This window comes from Nonomuraea sp. NPDC001684 (assembly GCF_053596515.1).
This window is the reverse complement of sequence record NZ_JBSFGJ010000018.1, coordinates 1-17,991: the sequence shown is the minus strand read 5'-3', so window position 1 is coordinate 17,991 and position 17,991 is coordinate 1. Positions and strand designations below refer to the sequence as shown.

The window sequence follows — 17,991 nt, the reverse complement described above, 5'->3', positions numbered from 1 at the left end:
CGCTATGTCCGACGAAGTACAGACAAAGAAGCCCGCCGACAACCTCGTCACCACCCGGCACACCCTGCCGACCGGTCAGGGGTACACCGCCACCGCCGGAACCATGGTGGTGCGCGAGGAGGTGTTCACGGACGGCGCGTTCGACGGCCACCGCCCGAAGGCCGAGGTGTTCCTCACCTCCTACACCCTCGACGACGCCGACCCGCTGACCAGGCCGGTCACGTTCGCCTTCAACGGCGGGCCGGGGTCGTCGAGCGTGTGGCTGCACCTCGGCATCCTCGGCCCGCGCCGGGTCGTGATGGGGGACGCGGGCGCGCTGCTGCCGCCGCCGTACGCGCTGGCCGACAACGACGAGACCCTGCTCAAGGTGAGCGACCTGGTCGTCATCGACCCGATGTCCACCGGCTACTCGCGGGCGGCCGAGGGCGAGAAGGCCGAGCCGTACCACGGGTTCCGCGGCGACCTGGAGCTGGTCGGCGAGGTGATCCGGCTGTGGACGACCAGGAACGCGCGGTGGATGTCGCCGAAGTTCCTGGCCGGCGAGTCGTACGGCACGGTCAGGGCGGCCGGGCTGGCCGACCACCTGCAGTCGCGGTACGGCATGTACCTCAACGGCGTGATGCTGATCTCCTCGGTGCTCGACTACGCGACCGGGGAGTTCAACGAGGGCAACGACCTGGCCTACGCCCTCTATCTCCCGACCTATGCCGCCATCGCGCACTATCACGGGCTGCACGGCGACCGCCCGCTGGCCGACGTGCTGCGCGAGGCCGAGGAGTACGCCTCCCGGGACTACCCGTGGGCCCTGGCCCGCGGCAACCGCCTCACCGCCGGCGAGCGCGCCGCCGCGGTCTCCAGGGTCGCCGCGCTGTCCGGCCTGTCCGAGGACTACGTCGACCGCGTCAACCTGCGCATCGAGCACATCCGCTTCTTCACCGAACTGCTGCGCGACCGCCGGCTGACCGTCGGCAGGCTCGACGGCCGCTTCACCGGCTGGGACCCCGACGGCGGGCGTGAGCACTTCGCCGCCGACCCCAGCTCGAACGCCATCATGGGCCCCTACAGCGCCGCGCTCAACCACTACGTGCGGACCGAGCTGGGCTACGCCAACGACCTGCCCTACGAGGTGCTCACCGAGCGGGTGTACCCGTGGTCGTTCAAGGAGTTCGAGGGCGCGCACGTCAGCGTGACCGACCGGCTCGGCGCCGCCATGCGCACCAACCCGCACCTGCGCGTGCACGTGGCCTGCGGCTACCACGACGGCGCCACGCCGTACTACGCGGCCGAGCACGCCTTCGCTCACCTGCCCGTGCCCGCCGAGCTGGCCGCCAACGTCGAGTTCAAGTACTACGAGGCCGGCCACATGATGTACGTGCACGAGCCCAGCAGGCTGCGCCAGTCAGCCGACCTGGCGGCCTTCGTGCTCGGACAGCAGGCGTGAGGCGCGCTCCAGCCGCTGCCGCAGGCTGGCCGCGAGCGCGTCGAAGCGTTCCCGGTTGTCCCGGATGACCGCGCGCTGAAGCTCGGCGTCGGCCGAGAACCAGGCGGCGACCAGGCCCGAGGCCCACTTGCAGGTCGTGTCGGCGACGGCCGTCAGCTTCTCCTCCTCGCTCACGTCCGGCTTCTCCAGGTTCCAGCGGGAGTCGGCGATGGCCGACTCCGGGTCGGGGTAGGGGTGTCCCGCCTGGGTCATGCACGACTGCCAGCGCCTGGTCGCCGCGGCCACGCCGCCGTGCTTGGCGGCCTGTTCCAGGGTGAGCGAGTCCTGCAGGCCCAGCCAGGGCCAGTCCGCCTGGCGGGTGCCGCCCTCCAGCTCGGCGGAGGCGCGGTCGAGGCAGCCGCGGTCGGCGGCGGTGCCGTACAGGCGGTGGCGAGTGTGCTTGGGCAGCTTGTTGACCCAGGAGCCGGTGGTGTCCGGGGACGGGGGCCTGGCCAGGTGGTAGCCGTACCGCTGGGCGGCCGAGGTGTCCACGACGCCGTAGCGGCGGGAGTTGCCCGGGTCGATCGCCGCCAGCTCGGCGGCGTCCTCCGCGGGTGGGGTGACGGTGAGGCCGCGGCGGCTCATGCACCGCGCGACCAGGTGGTTGTGGGCATTGCCCAGGACGGCCCGCTGCTCGGGAGTCGGCTTGTAGGCGTCGAACGGCAACACGAGCTGCGACACCGAGGTCACGCCCGCCGGGGGCCGCTCGCGTACGGGCTCGCCGGCGGCGCAGGCCGCGACGGACAGCAGCAGCGCGCCCGCCAGGAGGCCGCGACAGCCGGTTTCCGGCGGCCAAGCCCGGAAACCGGCACTCCCGTTATTTCTCAGCGGCACCAGATGTCGATCGAGCTGGTGCGGTTGTTGCCGATGGCGTTGTTCGACAGGTAACCGTCGTTGGAGTTGTGGGTGAAGGTGCTGTGCGCACCGGTGTAGTCGGCGTGCTGCCAGAGGGTGGCGCTGCAGCCGACCCGGTTCCTGACGGAGCTGGTCTCGTTGTCCATGCTGTGCCAGGTGTTGCTGAAGTCCCAGTTCAGCCAGTTGTTGTCGGCCAGGTCGGAGTCGTCGGCCGTGAAGTCGCGCCAGTGGTCGCTCTGGCCCCGGTTGTAGTCGAAACCGGCGTACAGGCAGACGCGGCCGCCGTAGCACGTCGAGCGTGGGCTGGCCTCAGCCGCGGCAGCCGGGACGACCACGGTGAACAGCGCGGCCGCGGCGATGAAGCCGGCGGCCTTCTTGGTGAGCCTCACAGGTCTCTCCTAGATCGGTGAGTCGTTTCGGAACCCGTACCAAGCGTGTTGTGAGGGGGCTCGGGACCCACCCTCGAATACACGCAGAGACCTTGGTTACCAGGCTCACCACCTGGCACTTCGCCGGATTGACGCAACGATTGCCAGGTTCGGGAGGCGACTGGGGACTTACTCGACCTAGTCGGGGAGCGCCGCCGGGTTCCGGGCCAGCAGGCCGCCGTCCACGCGGTGCTCGGCCCCGGTGATGAACGACGAACGCGGCCCCGCCAGGAACGCCACCAGCTCGGCCACCTCTTCCGCGCGGCCCACGCGGCCCAGCGGATGGGCTTTCCCCCACTGCTCGACCTGCTCCTCCTGCGACAGGTCGCCCCGCCACAGGTCGGCCGCCCAGCGCAGCATGGGGGTGTCCACCGAGCCGGGGCAGACCACGTTGACCCGGATGCCGTCGGCCGCGTGGTCGAGCGCCATGGCCCTGGTCAGGCCGTTCAGGGCGGCCTTGCTCGCGGTGTAGGCGGCCACCTGCGCCTGCGACGAGAACGCCTGCACCGACGACATGACCACGATCGAGCCGCCGCCGCGTTCCCTGAGCCTCGGCACGGCGGCCTTGCAGGTGAGGTAGACGCCCTTGAGGTTGACGTCCATGACCTCGTCCCACACCTCCTCCGGGGTGTCCTCGACCGTGCCGTACCGCTGGACGCCGGCGCAGGTGACGACGACGTCGAGGCCGCCGTACCTGGTCACGGCCAGGTCCACGAGGTCGCGCATGTCGCCGGCCCGGCGCACGTCGGCGACGACGCCGGTGACGTGCTCGCTGTCGAGCGCCGCGTCCTCGTCCACGCCGCAGAACACCACGTTCGCGCCGCCGTCGGCCAGCCGGTCGACCACCGCCCGCCCGATGCCCATCGATCCGCCGGTGACCAGCGCCACCTTGCCGGAAAACTCACTCACGCCAGCACCTCCGCGCGCCATCTCGACACCTTGGTCTCCTGCGGTCCGAGCGGCAGGGCGCTGCCGTTGGCCACGGCGGCGGCCAGGCCGTCGGTCGGCATGCCGGCGAACGGTTCGAGCCCCAGCGTGCAGGCCCGTCCCCACCAGGGGTAGCCGGTGGACGCGCCGAGCTCCTGCCACATCCACAGGTAGGGGAGGAGCGCCGCATCCCACTCCACCCGGATACCGATATCCCCTGAAATTTCGTACCAACCCTCCGGGAAACCCGTGAGGTACACGATGTCGCTCGGCCCGCCCCGCTCGGGCACCACGCTCAGGTCCGTCTCGCCGCCCCCGTCGGCGGGCACCACCGGCCACCGCCACGGCCCGCCGGCCCGCACCCGGCGCCCGGCCGGGCCGATCGGCGTCGCGTGCGGGATCACCCGCACGCCTTCGGGCAGCCGGATCCGCGCGCCCGCCCGCAGGAACGGCGCCCCGAAGACGATGTGCTGGCCCCACATCGCGTGCAGCGCGAGGTCCGCCTCGTTGGTCGCCCGCCCCTCGACCTCCAGCGCGGCCGTGCCCGCCCGGAGCCGGAACACCTTCTCCACCCGGTACGGCAGCCGCCGGGTCCGCACGGCGAGCCGCACCGCGACCTCCTCCGCGCAGTCGGCCACCACCTCGCACGACCACGGCAGCCCGGCGACCTCGCCGTGCTGGGCCAGGCGCGCCCCCCGGTACTCGCTCGGCGCGCCGCCGTTGGGGAAGACCTCCTGCCAGCCGCCCTCGTAGTGGTCGACGAACTGGGCGACGTCGTCGGCCGCGCCGTGACGGTGGTCGCGCGGGTCGCGCAGGCCCTGCGGGGAGAGCCAGACGAAGTCGGTGTCGGTGGGCTTGTGCAGGAACTCCACCACGTCGCCGCCCTTGTCCGGCAGGACGGTCACGCGCAGCCGTTCGTTCTCCAGCGTGACCGCCCGCAGCCCGTCGAGGGTGAAATGCCGCAGGCGCGCCGCCCAGTTGCGCCTCACCCGAACGTCACGTCCAGGAACCTGGGCCGGTAGATCGACACGTCCCGGTAGTGGTCGGTGTTGACGAAGCTGTTGACGTTGTAGGAGACCACCAGGCCGTTCCCGGCGACGTCGGGGTGGGCGTGGGCGTTGTAGGTGAAGACGTTCCCGCTGGTCTCGGGGGTGGTGTAGACGTGCTGCTTGCCGGTGAAGGGGCCGGTGGGCGAGCAGGAGGAGTAGGCCACGATGTTGGGGCTGAGCACCTCGGTGGTGTCATGCGTGATCAGGACATATCCGGATCCGACCCGGGTGACGCTGTACTCGTTCGCCACCCCGCCCATGATGCGGGCCGAGTCGGTCTCGTCCGGTGACCACGAGCCGTCGGCCGTGCGGAACTCCCACGCGCCCAGCAGGCTCTGGCCCCTGACCCGGGCGAGGTGCATGTACTTGGCCGAGCCGAGGTCCTCGACGCCGTACACGTAGGTGTAGCCGCCGTCCTTCAGCAGGCCGGAGGCCCAGGAGACGCCGTGGCCCGAGGGCAGGTCGTGCACGCTGATCGGCTGGTCGAGCCGGCCGGGCGCGAACCTGGCCACCACGTTGCGGTGCCAGCGCCAGTCCCACGCGCCGGGGCCGAACCGCTCGTACTCCTGGTAGGTGACCTCGACCAGGCCGCCGGCCAGCGTGGCGTCCCCGGCCCAGAACCAGTGCTTGTCGTCGCGCGGCGGCATCACGGCTTCGGGCTTCGCGGCCGTGCCGTCGTGGACGGTGGACAGCCGCCCGTCCCGCTCGACGGCGAAGGAGTTGTTCAGGAAGACGGTGCTGCCGCCCTCCTCGACGACGGGCGGCCGGGAGCCGTCGGCGTTGACCTGGCCGAGGAAGGTGTCGGAGAACACCCACAGCTCACGGCCGTTCGGCAGCCGGAGCGAGTAGGTGCCGTCGGCTCCCGTCCAGTCGTCCAGGCGGCTGTTGTCGTTGCCGTACGAGGTGAACAGGCTGGTCAGCCGGGCGTCCACGGACGCGCCGCGCACGGTGGGCGCGCACGCCGAGACCGGCCCGGACGGTTCCCGCGTCACGCCGGCCGACGGCGGCACCGGCTTGGGCGGCGCGGCCCACGCCTGCTGCGGGACGGCGACCAGGCCGAGCAGGGCGACGGCGAGGGGGAGGAGGGAGGAGCGGAATCGCGTCATCACCGGTTCCTAGGGGCTGGGGGAGTCCCGTACAGTTCTAGTCATTAGATCACTTGCTGTCCAGGGCCCCCGGAGCACCGGCCGAAAACCGGGTGCCGGTGGTCGCGGGCGGCCGGTAGCCTGCCCGGATGGGCCACGTTGAAGTAGGACATCTGACGTACGTGCTGCCCGACGGCAGGCCCCTGCTCAACGACGTCTCCTTCCGGATCGGCGACGGTGTCAAGGCGGCGCTCGTCGGGCCCAACGGCGCGGGCAAGACCACCCTCATGCGCCTGGTCGCGGGCGACCTGGAGCCCGTCGAGGGCAGCGTCACCAGCTCCGGCGGGCTGGGCGTGATGCGCCAGTTCATCGGCAACGTGCGCGACGGGAGCAACGTGCGCGACCTGCTGCTCGGCGTCGCCCCGCCGGCCGTGCGGCAGGCGGCCGAGCGGCTCGACGCGGCCGAGCTGGTGATGATGGAGCGCGACGACGAGAAGGCGCAGATGCGCTACGCGCAGGCCATCAGCGACTACACCGACGCCGGCGGCTACGAGATCGAGGTGCTCTGGGACACCTGCACGGTCTCGGCCCTCGGCGTCCCGTTCGACCGGGTGAAGTACCGCGACGTGGCCACCCTGTCCGGCGGCGAGCAGAAGCGGCTCGTCCTGGAGGCGCTGCTGCGCGGCCCCGACCAGACCCTGCTGCTCGACGAGCCCGACAACTACCTCGACGTGCCCGGCAAGGAGTGGCTGGAGCAGCAGCTGCGCGAGACGCCCAAGACCGTGCTGCTGGTCAGCCACGACCGCCAGCTCCTCGCCAACGCCGCCGACCGCATCGTCACGGTCGAGTCGGGCAACATCTGGATCCACGGCGGCGGCTTCGCCGGTTACGCCGAGGCCCGCAAGGCCCGCAACGAGCGGCTCGACGAGCTGCGCAGGCGCTGGGACGAAGAGCACGCCAAGCTCAAGGCCCTGGTCAACATGCTGAAGAACAAGGCCAGGTACAACGACGGCATGGCCGCCCCCTACCACGCGGCCCAGACCCGGCTGCGCAGGTTCGTCGAGGCGGGCCCGCCCGAGCAGGCGCCCGCCGACCAGAACATCAAGATGCGCCTGCGCGGCGGCCGCACGGGCAAGCGCGCGGTCATCTGCGAGGGCCTGGAGCTGACCGGCCTGATGCGCCCGTTCGACCTGGAGATCTGGTACGGCGAGCGGGTCGCCGTCCTCGGCTCCAACGGCTCGGGCAAGTCCCACTTCCTGCGCCTGGTGGCCGGCGAGCCCGTCGCGCACACCGGCGTGGCCAGACTCGGCGCCCGGGTCGTCCCGGGGCACTTCGCCCAGACCCACTCCCGGCCCGACCTGCTCGGCCGCACCCCGGTCGAGATCGTGATGAACGAGCACGCCAAGCTCAAGAACGAGGCCATGAAGACGCTGGCCCGCTACGAGCTGGCCGGGCTGATCGCCGAGCAGCGGTTCGACACGCTGTCCGGAGGCCAGCAGGCGCGGCTGCAGATCCTGCTGCTGGAGCTGTCGGGCGCCACGCTGCTCCTGCTCGACGAGCCGACCGACAACCTCGACCTGGCCAGCGCCGAGGCGCTCCAGGTGGGCCTCGACGCGTTCGACGGCACGGTCATGGCGGTCACCCACGACCGCTGGTTCGCCGCCGACTTCGACCGTTTCCTGGTCTTCGGCTCCGACGGCACGGTCTACGAGTCGTCCGAGCCGGTGTGGGACGAGACGAGGGTCGTCCGGAGGCGTTAAAGAGTTGGTACGCCCGGCGCGTGTCATCTGCCAGCCGTGCCCATGCACGGGTTATCACGGCAAAGTGATCCCGCGTAGCCGAACCGTCAGCCTCCTCGCACTCGGGGCGATCTGCCTCGCCGGTTGTTCAAGTGAGGACCAGCCCGCCCAATCGCTCAAGCCGCTCGTTCTCAAGGAGCAGGTCTCGAACATCGCCAAGTCCACCGACGGTTACGCCGTCAACTGGGCGGGCGTGCTCAGCAACGCCAACCCGTGGCACTTCGGCGAGCATGTGGTGGCCACCATCGTGGGCCGCGACGCCGCCGGCACCGAGGTGGTGCGCATGGACCAGCCGCTCGACGCCGTGCCGCCGGGCGGCTCCCTGGCCTTCACCGGCCAGGCGTCCGCCACCGAGAAGCCGGTGAAGGTGACCATCCAGTACCGTCCGGCGCAGTGGCGGTCCGCCGCGCGCATCCCGTCGTCGTTCCAGTCGTTCCCGATCACGCGCGTCCAGACAATGCGCCAAAAAGACGGCTCTTACCTTATTACCGGCTATGTCGGGAATCCGTATCAATTGCCGGCGAGCAGCCTGGTGGTGAACGCGTTGCTGCGCGACGCGGCCGGCAAACTGCTCGGCGGCGGCAGCACGTTCGTGGACGACGTGAAGGCCGGCAGCCCGCCCAGGTTCATCCTCACCGTGGCCGGACTGCCCAAGGACAGCAAGGTCGCCAAGACCGACGTCACCGCCCGGACCTGGGGCTCGACCGGCCGTCCCTACGAGGACCTGGCGATGGGCGGCGCGCTCCCGGTGCACACGGTCAAACCCACCTCCGAGCCGTTCGCGGTGGACCGGGGGAGCGAGGCCATGGGGCAGGTAAAGCAATAATCGGTATTAGTCCGAACAAATTGCTTGGGAAATTGGCGGGGTCGCGGTAGAAGCGGCGGAACCGGTAGAACTACTAGTTACCGATCCATTACCTTCGGTCACATGAATGACCGCGTCCTGGTGGAGGCACTCCGCACCCGCGACCCGGGAGCCCTCGCCGCGCTCTACGACACGCACGCGGAGAACGTCTACCGCTACTGCTGGTCCCTCCTCCTCGACACCGACAGCGCCCAGGTGGCCCTGCGTGACACGCTGATCGCCGCCGAGGCGCACGCGGGCGCGCTGTCCCAGCCGGACAGGTTCCGGGTCTGGCTGCTCGCCCTGGCCCGGCAGGAATGCCTGCGCCGCCGGATGGCCGCGCCGCCCGGCGCCGACGAGGTCCTGGCCGAGGCTCCGCCGCTGGACGACCCCGCCGACGCCGACCTGCGGCTCATGGCCTGGAACGCGGTCGTGAGCCTGCCCGTCGCCGACCGCGAGGTGCTGGAGCTGGCGACCAGGCACGCGCTGGACACCGCCGCGCTGTCGCAGGTGCTCGCGATCCCGCCGCGCCAGGTCGAGCAGGCCAGGGAGCAGGCGCGCGATCGTCTCACCGATGCCGTCACCGCCGAGATCCTGGCGCGCAAGGGCCCCTACGACTGCCCGCGCCGGGCCCGGATCCTGGCCGGCTTCACCGGCGACCTCACCAGGGAGATGCGCGAGCACCTGGTCGGGCACGTCGCCCGCTGCGAGGTCTGCGCCCCCCACCGCGCCCGCCAGGCCTCGGCCGCCAAGGTCTTCGGCCTGCTGCCCGCCGCCGCGCTCCCCGAGGCCCTGCGCATCAGGGTCATGAGCTGCTTCGCCGACCCCGAGCTGCTGCCCTACCGCCGCTACGTCGCCCGGCGCACGGCCTCCCTGGACGCCGCCGGATTTCCCGTTCCCACGCAGACGGCGGCTCGAAGGTGGCCTCAGGCGGTGGCGGGCGCGCTGGCGGCGGTCGCGACCGTGGTGGCGATAGCAGTGATCTTCAACCAGTTCGGCAAGGACAACGGCGGTCTCGCCGGGGTGGCGACGGCCGCGTTCCCCGCCACCGGCGAGCCGCCCGGCATCAGACTGCCTTGGCAACCCGACCCGCAGGACGCCCAGTTGACCGTAGCGCCCATCCTCGACAGCGCCGCGCCCGAGCCGTTCGGCATGCTCGGCTCGACGACGCCGGTGCCGCCGGCCGTGCTCGTGCCCACGTACGCGAGCTCGCCGCCCGCCGAACCCGCGCCCGGCGAGCCGCGGCCGACGCCCGACGGCCCGCCGCGGACCGACCCGCCCGGCGAGGACCCCGGCGAGCCGACGTACGGCCAGCCCGGTCTGCCCGGCCGTACCGGCCACCCGGGTCATCCGCCGCACGGTGAGCCGGGCCACCCGCCCCACGGCGAACCCGGCACGCGCCCGCCCACCCGGACCCCGCCGGTGCCGACCCCCACCCCCGCTCCGACGCCCACCGAGACGCCCGCGCCCACCACCACGCCCTCGGAGACGGCGACGCCCGGCCCCACGCACACCCCCACCGAGGAGCCCGTCACCCCCGTCGAGAGCGGCTGAGCACCCCGTGGAGCTTCTGGAGACGCACCAGGACCGGCTCGTCGGGCGCATCGTGGAGGCGTTCGAGGTGCGTCAGGATCCGCATCTGGGGCGCCGGGTCTGCCCGTCGCCCGTCCCGGGGCGGGTGGCCGAGCTGGTGCCGAGGGGGCACCGCGTCGACTGGCCGACCTGGCTCGACCGCGGCCCCCGCATGCTGCGCCACGTGCTCGACCTGTGCCGCCTGCGCACCGCGCGCGGCCTGGCGGTGCTGTCCTGGCTGGCCGGCGGCCCGCAGCCGGACGAGCTCGACTGGATGTGGGACGCCCGCCGCCTGACCGGCCCCCGCCAGGACCGCATGTACGGCGCCGCCGCCGACGTCCCCGAGCCTGTGCTCGGGCTGGTGACGGCCAACTGGACCTGGGTGCTCGACACCTGCCACGGCGGCCGGGTCACCGCCCCCTACCTGGCCGGCACCGCCTACCCGGGCGACGGTCACGCCGCCGCCGACGCCGCGATGACCCTCTTCCAGACCTACGACCGCCATCCGGAGGCCAGACCGGCCATCGCGGCGGCATGGGCCGCGGCCCGCGTGACCGCCGACTGGTGCAAGGCCGCCGAGCTGCACGCCGCGTACGGCGTCCAGACCCCCGTCTTCACCTACCCGCGGGCCGCCCGGCCGGTGGTCACCGGAATCCGTCCGTGGATAGAACGGCTCTTCCGCCTGCGGTGATGACGTTACGCGCATGAAAGCGCTGGGAACTGTGTGCATAGAGTAACCATCTGTTTCCGGGGGGACCTATGCGCGCATTTCGGGCTGGGCTCCTGGCGTGCGTCCTGCTGGCCACCCTGTGTCCGCTCACTCCGGGCTCGCCAGTGCTGGCCGACCCCATGCCGTCGGCCAAGGACGTGAAGAAGGCGCGCGCGGCCGCCCGCGAGCGCTCGAAGGAGCTGGGGGTGGCCAGCGCCGGGCTGGCCGTGGCCCAGTCCAGGCTCGACGAGCTGGCCGCGGCCGTGGAACGGCAGGTGGAGGCGTACAACGGCGAGCTGGTCCGGCTGCGGCAGGCCGAGCAGTCGTACGCGCAGGCCCAGGCGCGTCAGGCGGCGGCCGACGCCGAGGCCGAGCGCGCCCGGCAGGCCGTCGCGCTGCTCGCCGCGCAGAGCTACGGCGGGATGACGGCGCTGGACCCGATCGTCGGCATGCTCATCGACGAGGGCGGCGTCGACGGTTTCCTGCACCGGGCGAGCGTGCTCGGCCAGCTCGGCGACGAGCGGGCCCAGATCCTGCGCAGGATGCGCGACGCCCAGGAGGTCGCCGCCATCCTGCGGACGCAGGCGCAGAACGCCTACGACGCCCGGCAGGCCGCCTCGGAGCGCGCCCGGCGGGCGAAGCTGGCAGCGGAGGCGGCCGTCGCCCGGCAGCGCCGCGAGACGCGCACCCTCCGGGTGGAGCGGCGGCAGCTCCAGCACCGGGTGAACGCCGCCCGCAGCCACGCCGAGCTGCTGGCCAGACGGCGGGCCCTGGCCCTGTCGGCGGCCGGCCTGGCGGCGGGCTCGGCGGGCGGCAACCTGGCCGCCAACTGGGCGCTGACCCAGCTCGGCAAGCCGTACGTGTGGGCCGCCGCGGGCCCCGACACCTACGACTGCTCCGGCCTGGTCATGCGCGCCTGGGAGCAGGTGGGCGTGCGCCTGGACCACTGGACCGGAACCCAGTGGACGTCCGGCCCGCACGTGCCGCTGGACCAGCTCCGCCGCGGCGACCTGCTGTTCTTCGGCCGCATCACCGACGACCCCGGCACGATCCACCACGTGGGCATCTACGTCGGCCAGGGCCAGATGGTGCACGCGCCCCAGACCGGTGACGTGGTACGGGTCGCCCCGATCTGGAGAGGGGACCTGGTGGGCGCCACCAGGCCCCGGTGAGGATCAGTGGTGACCCGCGTCCTTGGCCCGGTGGAACGAGCGCTCGATCTCGGCCTCGGCCTCGATGCGCCCGACCCAGTTGGCGCCCTCGACGGACTTGCCGGGCTCAAGGTCCTTGTAGACCTCGAAGAAGTGCTGGATCTCCAGCCGGTCGAACTCCGACACGTGGTGGATGTCCTGGATGTGGTGCATCCGGGGGTCGGTCGAGGGCACGCACAGGACCTTGTCGTCGCCGCCCTTCTCGTCGGTCATCCGGAACATGCCGACCGCGCGGCAGGTGATGTAGCACCCCGGGAACGTCGGCTCCTGGAGCAGCACCAGCGCGTCGAGCGGGTCACCGTCCTCGCCGAGGGTGTTCTCGATGAAGCCGTAGTCGGCGGGGTACTGCGTGGAGGTGAACAGGAGCCGGTCAAGCCTGATCTTCCCGGTCTCGTGGTCCACTTCGTACTTGTTCCGTTGCCCCTTGGGAATCTCAACGACAACGTCGAACTCCACCGCGGTTCCTCCGCTCAAGGCCCCCGGGAAGTCCCGGCTGGGCGTTAATGTCTCGTAGGCGAACACCAGGAGAGAGGTCAGGCGACGTGGCGCGGCACGAGCGTTCGATGATGCTGGCCACTCTCGCCGTGCTTCAGATCGTCACGATCGTCATCGGCGTCTACGCCATGACCAGCGACTTCAACCTGAGCGCGCTGACGAGGCAGCCGTCACCGATCGGGCCGACGGCGTCTCCCCGGGGAATCCCCCCCGCCCCCGTGGTCACCTCGGGGCCTGTGCTGGCCCAGCTTTCGGCGACGTCAGGGAACGGACCTCTCCCGACTAAGAGTACTTTGACCCGCCAGCTCACCGACGCGCTGGGTGACAAAGCACTCGGCGGCCGGGTGGGCGCGGTCGTGCTCGACGCCGCCACCGGCGCCCGGATCTTCGCCTCCAACCCCGACACGGGCATCACCCCGGCCTCCACGAACAAGGTCGTCACGACCACGGCGGCGCTCGCCTCGCTGGGCCCCGACACCCGCTTCTCCACCCGCGTCGTCCAGGGCCGCGCGCCCGGCGCGATCGTCCTGGTGGGCGGCGGCGACCCGCTGCTCGCCGGGCCGTCGGCCAGGCCCGGCTATCCCAAGCAGGCCTCCCTCGCCACCCTGGCCGCCCGGACCGCCGCCGCGCTGAAGGCCAAGGGCGTCAGGAAGGTCACGCTCTCCTACGACGACAGCCTGTTCACCGGGCCGGGCATCGCGCCCGGCTGGAAGCCCAACTACGTGCCCGACGGCGAGGCGGCCCCCGTCCACGCCCTGGCCATGGACGAGGGACGCCAGCGCCCCGGCGCCCGGCCTCGCGTGCCCGACCCGGCCGCGTACGCCGCCGCCGCCTTCGCCCGGCTGCTGCCCAGGTACGGCGTCGCCGTCTCCAAGGACGTCCGCCAGGAGCGGGCAGCGGCGGGCGCCGCCGAGCTGGGCAAGGTCGACTCCGCCCCCCTGTACGCCCTGGTCGAGCACACCCTGACCCACAGCGACAACGACATGGCCGAGGCCCTGGCCAGGCACGTCGCCATCAAGGAGGGCAAGGAGGCGTCGTACGCGGGGGCCGCGGAGGCGGTGATCGGGGTCATGCGGCGGCTCGGCGTGACCAAGGGCGTCAGCGTCGCCGACGGCAGCGGCCTGTCCATCCGCAACCGGGTCAGCGCCGACGCCATGGCCAGGATCATCGCCATCGCCGGCTCGGCCGCGCACCCCGAGCTGCGGGCCGTCGACTCGGGCATGCCGATCGCCGGCTTCTCCGGCACGCTGGGCAACGGCAAGCGCTTCACCCGCGCCGACAGCAAGGGCCAGGTCGGCCTCGTCCGCGCCAAGACCGGCACCCTCAACAACGTCAACACCCTGGCGGGCCTCGCCACCACCAAAGACGGCCGGCTGGTCACCTTCGCCTTCCTGGCCGACGACGTGCCGGTGAACGCCGAGCCCGTGCTCGACAGGCTCGCCGCGATCGTCGCGCGATCCTGACCGCCGCTTCTTCGCAGGCGTGACGAGAACAACGTACGGTGGACGTCATGCAGGTGATCGACTGGGATCTGGCCGTCACGACCGGCACGCGCCTGGTGCGCCCCGGTCCTCAGGTGAGCAAGGAGGAGGCCAGGCAGGCCGTCGCCGAGCTCCGCACGCTGTCACGTGAGGCCGAGGGCCACGTGCGCGAGTTCACGAAGATCCACACCGAGACCGCGCCGCAGCCCGCGACCATCGTCGACCGGCCGGGCTGGATCAAGGCCAACGTCGAGGGCTTCCGCGTGGTCCTCGAACCGCTGACCCAGCGCATGGGCGGCGGAGACAACCCGCCGCCCGCCATCGTCACCGCGGTGGGCTCGCGCATCACCGGCGTCGAGGTCGGGGCCGTCCTCGCCTTCCTCGCCTCCCGGGTGCTCGGCCAGTACGAGCTGTTCCTGCCGCCCGACCCGACCGGCCAGGAGCCGACCGGCCGCCTGACGCTCGTGGCGCCCAACATCGTCCACGCCGAGCGCGAGATGAACGTCGTGCCCCGCGACTTCCGCCTGTGGGTGTGCCTGCACGAGGAGACCCACCGCGTGCAGTTCACCGGCGTCACCTGGCTGCGCGAGTACGTCAGGTCGCAGATGACCGAGTTCCTGCTCGCCTCCGACCTCGACCTGCCCACGCTCCTCGACCGCCTGCGCAACGCCGCCGACACGGTGGCCGACGTGGTCAGGGGCGGCGAGGGCAACCTGATCGACGCCATCCAGTCGCCCGCCCAGAAGGAGATCCTCGACCGCCTGACGGCCGTGATGACCCTGGTGGAAGGCCATGGCGACTTCGTCATGGACGCCGTGGGCCCCTCGGTGGTCCCGTCGGTCTCGGAGATCCGCGCCAAGTTCGCCCAGCGCCGCGAGGGCGGCTCCCGGCTCGACCGCACGGTCCGGCGCCTGCTGGGCATCGAGGTCAAGATGAAGCAGTACGCCGAGGGCTCCGCGTTCGTCCGCAAGGTGGTCGACCGGGTCGGCATGGACGGCTTCAACAAGGTCTGGACCTCCCCGGAGACCCTGCCCACGACCCCCGAGATCGCCGACCCCGACGCCTGGATCCACCGCGTCATCGGCACCCCGGCCCTTCCCGCCTGACCTTCCCGTCCCGGGGGACCCGGCCGTGGCGTGCGGCCGGTTCCCCAGCCGGGACAATGGCTCCTGTGGGTCCCCGTCCAGCCGTCGCCGACGTGCGCCGGGCCGTCCGCGAGTCGCTGACCGACCTCGCCGGCACCGGCGCGCTCGTCCTGGCCGCGTGCAGCGGCGGCGCCGACTCGCTGGCCCTGGCGGCGGCGCTGGCCTTCGTCGCCCCCCGCGCCGGCCTGCGCGCGGGCCTGGTCACGGTGGACCACCAGCTCCAGCCGGGCTCGGCCGACCGCGCCCGGCAGGTCGCCGGCATCGCCGCCGGTCTCGGCCTGGCCCCGGCCGAGGTGCTCACCGTCACCGTCGGCACCGACGGCGGCCCAGAGGCCGCCGCCCGCGAGGCCAGGTACGCCGCGCTGGCCGAGGCGGCCGACCGCCTGGGGGCCGCCGCCGTCCTGCTCGGCCACACCCGCGACGACCAGGCCGAGACCGTCCTGCTGGGGCTGGCCAGGGGGAGCGGGCTGCGCTCGATCTCCGGCATGGCCGCCCGCGCGGGCCGCTACCGCCGGCCCTTCCTCGGCCTGTCCAGGGCCACGACGGTCGCCGCCTGCGCGGCCATGTCCCTCGTCCCCTGGGACGACCCGCACAACGACGACCCCCGCTACACCCGCGTCCGCGTCAGGAAGCGGATCCTGCCGATGCTCGACGAGGAACTCGGCCCGGGGGTGGCCGAGGCGCTCGCGCGGACCGCCGGAATGGCGCGGGAGGACGCCGACGCCCTCGACCAGTGGGCCGAATCGGCGTTCCCGAATTGCGCTCTTAGCGATATCGGAGAGTCCGTCATCCTGTCCGTACCCGAGTTGGAGAAACTGCCCGACGCCGTGCGCCGCAGGGTGCTGCGGCGCGCGGCCATCGCGGCGGGCACGCCCTCCGGCGCGCTTTCCGCCACCCACGTGCTGGCGGTCGATCGGCTGGTCACGCAATGGCACGGGCAGAAGGCGGTGGATCTACCCGGAGGTCTGTCCGCAGTTCGGCGGTATGGCACCCTGATACTCGCCATCAGTCCCATCGTTTAAGGAACCACAGGTGGACGCTGCCGACATGGGCAAAGACCTGGAGAAGGTCCTCATCCCCGAGGACGACCTCCAGGCCAAGATCAAAGAGCTTGCCGGGCGCATCGACGAGGACTACGCGGGCAAGGACGTCCTGCTCGTGGGCGTGCTGAAGGGCGCGGTCATGGTGATGGCCGACCTGGCCAGAGCCCTGCACGTGCCGGTGCAGATGGACTGGATGGCGGTGTCGTCCTACGGCGCGGGCACCAAGTCCTCCGGCGTCGTACGGGTGCTGAAGGACCTCGACACCGACATCTTGAACCGCCACGTCCTCATCGTCGAGGACATCATCGACTCGGGCCTGACCCTCCACTGGCTGCTGGAAAACCTGAAGTCGCGCAATCCGGCGTCGTTGGAGATCTGCGCCGCGCTGCGCAAGCCGGACGCGGTGAAGGTGCCGATCGACGTGAAATACGTCGGCTTCGACATTCCCAACGAGTTCGTCATCGGCTACGGGCTCGACTACGCGGAGCGCTACCGCAATTTGCCGTTCATCGGAACGCTCGCGCCGCACGTTTATAAGTAGTAATCCCGGCCATGGCCGGGAACATCGCGCAACGTGACGTACGTTGATAGGGCAAGACCGGTGTAGCGGGCGGGTCCCTCCGTGCGCCGTGCCGGTGTACCTTCAGACTCCGGAAGGGTGACCGCAAGTCCCCTTCGGGTAGTCAGAAGTCGCGGTGTCGGATGCCGCGGCCCCGGGCCAGCCCGGGGTTCCAGGCCATGGTCAGGAAGGGACGGGCCCGCAAGGGGTTCCGCATCGGATGGATCTCAAGCGATTTACACGTGGGCCACTGCTGTGGATCCTGGGCATCGTCGTGCTGCTCCTGCTCGTCACCCAGCTCTGGAGCGGCGGGGGCAATTTCAAGCAGGCCGACACGTCCACGGTCCTTCAGCAGATTCGCGCCGGCAATTTCACCAGCGCCAAGGTCGTCGACAAGGACAATCGGGTCGAGCTCACCCTCATCAAGCCGATCGTCGTCCGGCCGGGTGACGCCCCGGCGAAGCTGATCCAGTCCAACTGGGTCAGCGGCTACGGCGCGAAGCTGACCGACGAGCTGCAGGCCCAGGTCGACGCCAACAAGACGAAGAGCTTCACCACCGAGGTGCCCCAGGAGAACTTCCTGCTCAGCATCCTGGTGAGCTTCCTGCCGATCGTCATCATCGTGCTGATCTTCCTGTTCATCATGAACCAGATGCAGGGCGGCGGCTCCCGGGTGATGAACTTCGGCAAGTCGAAGGCCAAGCTCATCACCAAGGACACCCCCAAGACCACGTTCGCCGACGTCGCCGGCGCCGACGAGGCCATCGAGGAGCTCCAGGAGATCAAGGAGTTCCTGCAGGCCCCGGCCAAGTTCCAGGCGATCGGCGCGAAGATCCCCAAGGGCGTGCTGCTCTACGGCCCGCCCGGCACCGGCAAGACCCTGCTGGCCCGCGCGGTCGCGGGCGAGGCGGGCGTGCCCTTCTACTCGATCTCCGGCTCCGACTTCGTCGAGATGTTCGTCGGCGTCGGCGCCTCCCGCGTGCGCGACCTGTTCGAGCAGGCCAAGGCCAACGCCCCCGCGATCATCTTCATCGACGAGATCGACGCCGTCGGCCGCCACCGCGGCGCCGGCCTGGGCGGCGGTCACGACGAGCGCGAGCAGACCCTCAACCAGCTGCTCGTCGAGATGGACGGCTTCGACGTCAAGGGCGGCGTGATCCTCATCGCCGCGACCAACCGGCCCGACATCCTCGACCCGGCGCTGCTGCGTCCGGGCCGTTTCGACCGGCAGGACACGGTCGGGTCGACTTCTGGGCCGAGTGGTGCGGCCCGTGCCGTCAGGTCGCGCCCATCCTGCAGGAGATCGCGA

16 protein-coding genes and 1 pseudogene are annotated in these 17,991 nt (G+C 71.5%); 11 read left to right on the top strand and 6 right to left on the bottom strand.

Annotated features, from left to right (window positions below; translation table 11 throughout):
* The first annotated feature begins 4 nt into the window (after positions 1 to 4).
* The gene (locus ACWCSD_RS06245) at positions 5 to 1,441 is read left to right on the top strand and encodes a S10 family peptidase (RefSeq protein ID WP_449913342.1); all 1,437 of its coding nucleotides are present in this window, start codon (positions 5 to 7) and stop codon (positions 1,439 to 1,441) included.
* Here ACWCSD_RS06245 and ACWCSD_RS06240 read toward each other — a convergent pair.
* From ACWCSD_RS06240 to ACWCSD_RS06220, 5 genes are all read right to left on the bottom strand, one after another.
* On the bottom strand, positions 1,400 to 2,314 hold the full coding sequence (locus ACWCSD_RS06240; protein WP_357975420.1) for a hypothetical protein: 915 nt from the start codon (positions 2,312 to 2,314) through the stop codon (positions 1,400 to 1,402). The two genes, ACWCSD_RS06245 and ACWCSD_RS06240, sit on opposite strands and share 42 nt — an antisense overlap.
* Positions 2,305 to 2,724 (bottom strand): peptidase inhibitor family I36 protein, encoded by a 420-nt coding sequence (locus tag ACWCSD_RS06235; protein ID WP_358291533.1) that lies wholly within the window; start codon positions 2,722 to 2,724, stop codon positions 2,305 to 2,307. The genes ACWCSD_RS06240 and ACWCSD_RS06235 overlap by 10 nt, the downstream gene beginning before the upstream one ends.
* Before the next feature lie 177 nt (positions 2,725 to 2,901).
* Positions 2,902 to 3,672 (bottom strand): SDR family NAD(P)-dependent oxidoreductase, encoded by a 771-nt coding sequence (locus ACWCSD_RS06230; RefSeq protein WP_387671544.1) that lies wholly within the window; start codon positions 3,670 to 3,672, stop codon positions 2,902 to 2,904.
* Complete coding sequence (locus tag ACWCSD_RS06225) at positions 3,669 to 4,679, bottom strand: DUF4432 family protein (protein WP_397155408.1); 1,011 nt, start codon at positions 4,677 to 4,679, stop codon at positions 3,669 to 3,671. The genes ACWCSD_RS06230 and ACWCSD_RS06225 overlap by 4 nt, the downstream gene beginning before the upstream one ends.
* Positions 4,676 to 5,845 carry a DUF4185 domain-containing protein gene (locus ACWCSD_RS06220; protein ID WP_449913340.1) on the bottom strand — a complete coding sequence of 390 codons (1,170 nt, stop codon included), beginning with the start codon at positions 5,843 to 5,845 and terminating at the stop codon, positions 4,676 to 4,678. Before ACWCSD_RS06220 ends, ACWCSD_RS06225 begins: the two co-directional genes overlap by 4 nt.
* Positions 5,846 to 5,973: 128 nt before the next feature.
* Between ACWCSD_RS06220 and ACWCSD_RS06215 the strand changes: the two genes are divergently transcribed.
* From ACWCSD_RS06215 to ACWCSD_RS06195, 5 genes are all read left to right on the top strand, one after another.
* Entirely contained in the window at positions 5,974 to 7,584 is a 1,611-nt protein-coding gene (locus ACWCSD_RS06215; protein ID WP_358291541.1) for an ABC-F family ATP-binding cassette domain-containing protein, read from the top strand.
* 64 nt (positions 7,585 to 7,648) lie between these two features.
* Positions 7,649 to 8,449 (top strand): hypothetical protein, encoded by an 801-nt coding sequence (locus tag ACWCSD_RS06210; protein WP_358291543.1) that lies wholly within the window; start codon positions 7,649 to 7,651, stop codon positions 8,447 to 8,449.
* Positions 8,450 to 8,551: 102 nt separating this feature from the next.
* A complete protein-coding gene (locus ACWCSD_RS06205) occupies positions 8,552 to 10,021 on the top strand; it encodes an RNA polymerase sigma factor (protein WP_449913338.1) in 1,470 nt (489 codons plus the stop codon).
* 7 nt (positions 10,022 to 10,028) lie between these two features.
* Entirely contained in the window at positions 10,029 to 10,730 is a 702-nt protein-coding gene (locus tag ACWCSD_RS06200; protein WP_449913337.1) for a hypothetical protein, read from the top strand.
* A 68-nt stretch (positions 10,731 to 10,798) separates the two neighbouring features.
* Positions 10,799 to 11,920, top strand: coding sequence for a C40 family peptidase (locus ACWCSD_RS06195; RefSeq protein WP_358291549.1), 1,122 nt, complete (start codon positions 10,799 to 10,801; stop codon positions 11,918 to 11,920).
* Positions 11,921 to 11,923: 3 nt separating this feature from the next.
* Here the strand turns inward: ACWCSD_RS06195 and ACWCSD_RS06190 are convergent, their stop codons facing one another.
* Complete coding sequence (locus ACWCSD_RS06190) at positions 11,924 to 12,415, bottom strand: inorganic diphosphatase (protein WP_352318598.1); 492 nt, start codon at positions 12,413 to 12,415, stop codon at positions 11,924 to 11,926.
* Positions 12,416 to 12,747: 332 nt separating this feature from the next.
* Between ACWCSD_RS06190 and dacB the strand changes: the two genes are divergently transcribed.
* The 5 genes and pseudogenes from dacB to ACWCSD_RS06165 all read left to right on the top strand — a co-directional run.
* Positions 12,748 to 13,917 (top strand): D-alanyl-D-alanine carboxypeptidase/D-alanyl-D-alanine endopeptidase, encoded by a 1,170-nt coding sequence (gene dacB / locus ACWCSD_RS06185; protein WP_449913335.1) that lies wholly within the window; start codon positions 12,748 to 12,750, stop codon positions 13,915 to 13,917.
* 47 nt (positions 13,918 to 13,964) lie between these two features.
* Complete coding sequence (locus ACWCSD_RS06180) at positions 13,965 to 15,041, top strand: zinc-dependent metalloprotease (protein ID WP_352318602.1); 1,077 nt, start codon at positions 13,965 to 13,967, stop codon at positions 15,039 to 15,041.
* 56 nt (positions 15,042 to 15,097) lie between these two features.
* Positions 15,098 to 16,102: a tRNA lysidine(34) synthetase TilS gene (gene tilS, locus ACWCSD_RS06175; protein WP_449913334.1), complete on the top strand. Its 1,005-nt coding sequence runs from the start codon at positions 15,098 to 15,100 to the stop codon at positions 16,100 to 16,102.
* A 10-nt stretch (positions 16,103 to 16,112) separates the two neighbouring features.
* Positions 16,113 to 16,664: a hypoxanthine phosphoribosyltransferase gene (gene hpt, locus ACWCSD_RS06170; RefSeq protein WP_352318606.1), complete on the top strand. Its 552-nt coding sequence runs from the start codon at positions 16,113 to 16,115 to the stop codon at positions 16,662 to 16,664.
* A gap of 238 nt (positions 16,665 to 16,902) precedes the next feature.
* Positions 16,903 to 17,922, top strand: a pseudogene (locus ACWCSD_RS06165) (ATP-dependent metallopeptidase FtsH/Yme1/Tma family protein); the annotation flags it as partial.
* Between the last annotated feature and the right edge of the window lie 69 nt (positions 17,923 to 17,991).

Coding starts and splice junctions, on each gene's coding strand:
- ACWCSD_RS06195 (WP_358291549.1), top strand. CDS start 10,799: ATGCGCGCATTTCGGGCTGGGCTCCTGGCGTGCGTCCTGCTGGCCACC.
- ACWCSD_RS06215 (WP_358291541.1), top strand. CDS start 5,974: ATGGGCCACGTTGAAGTAGGACATCTGACGTACGTGCTGCCCGACGGC.
- tilS (WP_449913334.1), top strand. CDS start 15,098: ATGGCTCCTGTGGGTCCCCGTCCAGCCGTCGCCGACGTGCGCCGGGCC.
- ACWCSD_RS06220 (WP_449913340.1), bottom strand. CDS start 5,845: ATGACGCGATTCCGCTCCTCCCTCCTCCCCCTCGCCGTCGCCCTGCTC.
- ACWCSD_RS06245 (WP_449913342.1), top strand. CDS start 5: ATGTCCGACGAAGTACAGACAAAGAAGCCCGCCGACAACCTCGTCACC.
- ACWCSD_RS06180 (WP_352318602.1), top strand. CDS start 13,965: ATGCAGGTGATCGACTGGGATCTGGCCGTCACGACCGGCACGCGCCTG.
- ACWCSD_RS06205 (WP_449913338.1), top strand. CDS start 8,552: ATGAATGACCGCGTCCTGGTGGAGGCACTCCGCACCCGCGACCCGGGA.